2 protein-coding genes are annotated in these 4660 nt (G+C 63.0%); both read right to left on the minus strand.

Annotation, left to right across the window (positions count from 1 at the left end; translation table 11 throughout):
- Positions 1-380 precede the first annotated feature (380 nt).
- Positions 381-1007, minus strand: a complete 627-nt coding sequence (locus B4C31_RS08510) for a TetR/AcrR family transcriptional regulator (RefSeq protein WP_043169017.1) — start codon at positions 1005-1007, stop codon at positions 381-383.
- Between the two features lie 219 nt (positions 1008-1226).
- Positions 1227-4660: acyl-CoA dehydratase activase-related protein (locus B4C31_RS08515; protein ID WP_291532116.1), on the minus strand; the 3434-nt coding region annotated here is incomplete at its 5' end.

Raw genomic sequence — 4660 nt, forward strand, 5'->3', positions numbered from 1 at the left:
CCTCATGCGCCGCCAGCCGCTCCTCCTTGCTCATAGCAACAGCCTCACTCATCATTGACCTTCCTCTGTCTACATTGACTTGTTGCACCTTCCGGTCGGCGGATAGCCTCGTCGAACGTATCTACCAACCATTCGGTAGATACGAGTATATGCGCATGACACAAGGGTTGTCAAGCGACTATCGAATATGTGTTAGACGGCGTTAAATGTTGATATTTCAATGGTTTATAACCATTGAAGCCATGTTTTTAGTTAAAATGTTTAGATATGTTAGATAAAGTTAGATAAGAAAGGGTCTTCGCACTACCTCGCTTTTCAAAACGACAGGGGCGGAATTCCGCCATTGCGAATCCCGAACCCCGAAGTAGTGCGAACCCCGCTCAGCGGTACCGGTCCCAGACCGGCGAAGGGAAGATCATCCGCTCGAAGACCAGCCACTCGTCATACATGTCGATCGGCGGCTCGCGCAGCCACCGCAGCTGGATGCCGTCCATCGCCTCGATGCACTGACGCACCACCGGCATCATGGTCTCGTCCCAGGCGCCGACCTCGGGCGGCAGGCTCCACGGGAACCGGCTGTAGTAGTCCCAGACCGACAGCGGGCGGTTGCGGAAATAGTCATAGAGCGGATGCTCGGGGTTGAACGCCTCGGACTCCAGCACCATATACAGCTGCACCATCATGCGGCGGGCGGCGTTGTGGCGCACCAGAAACCGCAGATACGCGGGGAACAGCGGGGCTTCGGGATCGCTGCCCGGCAACCCAGAGGCCAGGAAGTCGTCCGGCGTGCCGGAGGCATCGTACACATCAGTGATCAGCAGCTGCAGCAACCCGTCCTTGTTGCCGATATAGTGCAGCAGACCAGGCTGACTCATGCCGACCTCGTCGGCCACATCCTTCAGCGAGATGCCGTTGAAACCCCGTTCGCTGATCAGTTTCGCCGCCGCGCGGGTGATCTCCCCCATCCGCTCCTCAGGCGTCTTGCGTACCCTCTTCTGCTTCACCATGCCGCCCAGTCTAGCGCACCGGGTCAATAAGCCCCGGAAGCATCTCTTTGCGGACCCTGACACATCTCGACTGTCACAAGCTTCTTCCGTATCCGCGGAATTCCGCGGATTTACCGAAATGGTTCACGGTCACGATGTATCAGAGTCCATAGGAAAAGACCCCGTGGGAGGAATTCCGTAGGGAGAGCCCTCCACAGGGAGAGCTCTCCATCAGAGGGCTCAGTCGGCGGTCTCCATGCCGTCGGTCCGGCCGCCCTCCACGGGCTTGTCCAGACCGGCCGCATGCGCCTTCTTGGCGGCGGAGATCATCAGCTTGATGCGGTTGAGCTGGTTCGCCTCGCTGGCGCCCGGGTCGTAGTCGATCGACACGATGTTGGCCTGCGGGTACAGGCGGCGGATCTTGCCGAACATGCCACGGCCGGTCACATGGTTGGGCAGGCAGGCGAACGGCTGCGCGCAGATCACGTTCGGGCAGCCCTGCTCGATCAGTTCGAGGATCTCGGCGGTCAGCAGCCATCCCTCACCGGCCTGCACGCCCACCGAGGTGACCTCGGCGGCCTTCTTGACCAGTTCGGGCATCGGCTCATCCTGCTGGAACTTGCCGCCGGCCAGATCGATCGCCGCACGCACCGGGTTGAGGTAACGGTCCAGTCCCCAGCGCATCGCCGCATAGGCGAACTTGTTGCCGCCCTTGCCCAGATAGTGCTCGTTCCAGTCCGAGATGTACGGGCGGGTGGTCATGAACTCCATGATGCCCGGCACCACGGCCTCGCAGTCCTGCGACTCGATGACGTCGACCACATGGTTGTTCGCATCCGGATGGTACTTGACCAGGATCTCGCCGACCACGCCGACGCGCACCTTGCGCGGGATGTCCTGCAGCGGCAGCGCGTCGAAGGATTTCACGATCTCCTTGACCAGCGTCGGATACGGCAGGAAACCCTTGCCGATCGTCTTCGCCGCGGTGGCGGATCGGCCGTGATGCTCGATCGTCTCGCGCACGATCGTGTCCCACTGCCGATACAGCGCGTCTGCACTGCCGGGTGCGGCCTCATACGGGCGCACACGGTACAGGCACTTCATCAGCAGGTCGCCGATGACCAGCGCCTTGATGGCGCGGTGCAGCAGCTGCGGGGTCGGCTGGAAGCCGGGGTTGTCCTCCAGGCCCTGCGTCGAGATCGCGATGACCGGAATCTGCGGATAGCCGGCGTCCACCAGCGCCTTGCGGATCAGGCCGAAGTAGTTGGTCGCACGGCACATGCCGCCGGTCTGCGTGATGGCCAGCGCCACCTTGTCCGGATCGTACTTGCCTTCAAGGATCGCGTCGATCAGCTGGCCGATGACCATGATGGCCGGATAGCAGGCATCGTTGTTCACGTACTTGAGGCCGACCTCAACGTCCTCATGGTTGGCGTGTTCGAGCACGTCGAACTTGTAGCCGGCCGAACGGATCACCGACTCGACGAGCGAGAAGTGGATCGGGCTCATCTGCGGGGCCACGATCGTATAGTCCTTCTTCATGGACTTGCCGAACGGGATCTTGTTGGCGTACTTGGTCAACGTGGCCGAGTTGTGCGCTCCCTTCTTGCTCTGCCCCGCTGCGGCGTTCCGTGAGGCATCCCTGACCGCCTGGGTGAGCTTGGAGTTGCCGCGCATGACGGTGTCGAGCATGACCTGCCGGCCCGGGGTCGGCGCCTCGGATCCGGTCCTGCGGAATTCGCCGGTCTTCGGCCGCTGCGCCGCGGCCAGCGCCGCCTCGGCGGCGGCCAGCTGCGCCTTGGCGGATTCGACCGCATCCTGCGCGGCCTTCAGCTCGGCGTCGGATGCCGCGGACCGTCCGGCCTTCGGAGTCGCGTCCCCGGCGGACTCGACGAACTCGACCGAATCGGTAGACCCGGCGGCTGCGGCGCGCGCGGCGTTGGATTCGCGCTCCTCGACCGCGGCCTTGAGGGAGCGCAGACGGATCTTGGCGGCGCCCAGATTCGAGACCTCGTCGATCTTGAGCATGGTGTACACGTCGGCCTTGTCGGCCAGGATCTCCGCCACCTGGTCGGTGGTGATGGCGTCCAGGCCGCAGCCGAAGGAGTTGAGCTGCACGAGTTCGAGCCCCGGATAGGAGGCCACGAAGTTCGCCGCCGCGTACAAGCGGGAATGGTAGGCCCACTGGTTGGTCACGCGCAGCGGCATGCGGGTGGTGACCTTGCGGTCGTCCACGTGGCGGAAGCCGTTGGCGTTGCGCTTGCGCGGATCCTCCTCGCCTTCGGACAGATAGTCGCTCAGATGCAGCTTCTCGCCCGGCTGCAGCTCGCAGATCGAATCCTCGGAGAGCACCACCATGCCCAGCGAGCAGATCGTCTCGGGAATGCCGTGGTTGATCTCGGGGTCGATGTGGTACGGACGGCCAGCCAGCACGATGCCGCGGCAGTCGTGTTCCTTCATGTACGCCAAGGCGCGCAGGCCCTCCTGCTGCACGTCGTACTTGAAGACCTTGTCCTCGGCGTAGGCGGCCTTGACGGCCTCCTGCGCCTCCTCGCGGGTCACGTTCGCCCACGCGAACTCCTCCACGATGCGCTCGACCATCAGCTCGTGGTTGGCCAGGTTGAAGTACGGCCGCATGTAGCGGATGCCCTCTTCGCGCAGTTCGGGCATATTGGCGCCGATGACCACCGGATAGTTGGCCACCACCGGGCAGTTGTAGTGGTTGTCTGTGTTGTCGACCAGGTTCTCCTCGTAGCTCACGCACGGGTAAAAGATCGTCTTCACGCCCTTGCCGAGCAGCCACTTGATGTGACCGTGCACCAGCTTGGCCGGGTAGCAGATGTTCTCGGAGGCGATCGACTCGATGCCCGTCTCGAACAGTTCATGGCTGGAACGGCCGGAGATCACGACCTTGAAACCCAGCGAGGTGAGCAGCGTGAACCAGAACGGATAGTTCTCATACATGTTGAGCACGCGCGGGATGCCGATCTCGCCGCGGGTGGCCTTCTTGTCGGTGAGCCTGCGGTAGGCGAAGCACCGCTTGTACTTGTAGTCGTACAGGTTCGGCCGGTCGGAACGCTGCTTCTTGGCGTCGCCGCCGCGTTCGCAGCGGTTGCCGGTCACGTAGCGCGAGCCGTCGGCGAATGTGGTGATCGTCAGCTTGCAGTGGTTCTGGCACAGCTTGCACACGTCACGCGTGCTGGTCATCGTCAGGTTGTCGAGTTCCTCGCCCTTGAGGATCGTGGACTCGGTGCCGTCCTCATAGTGCATGCGGGCGGTGAGCGCGGCGCCGTACGCGCCCATAAGCCCCGCGATGTTCGGGCGGGTGACCTCGCGCTCGGTGAGCAGCTCGAATGCGCGCAGCACGGCGTCGTTGAGGAACGTGCCGCCCTGCACGACCACCGTATCGCCCAGTTCGCCCGAGTCACGCAGCTTGATGACCTTGTACAGCGCGTTACGCACCACCGAATAGCACAGGCCCGCGGCGATGTCCTCGATCGAGGCGCCTTCCTTCTGCGCCTGCTTGACCGAGGAGTTCATGAACACGGTGCAGCGCGAGCCCAGGTCCACCGGATGCGTGGAGTTCAGCGCGGCCTGCGTGAACTGCTCGATGGTCAGGCCCATCGACTGCGCGAAGGTCTGCAGGAACGAGCCGCAGCCGGAGGAGCAGGCCT

It is taken from the genome of Bifidobacterium sp. UBA4282 (assembly GCF_002394995.1).
GTDB classification, from domain to species: domain Bacteria; phylum Actinomycetota; class Actinomycetes; order Actinomycetales; family Bifidobacteriaceae; genus Bifidobacterium; species Bifidobacterium pullorum_B.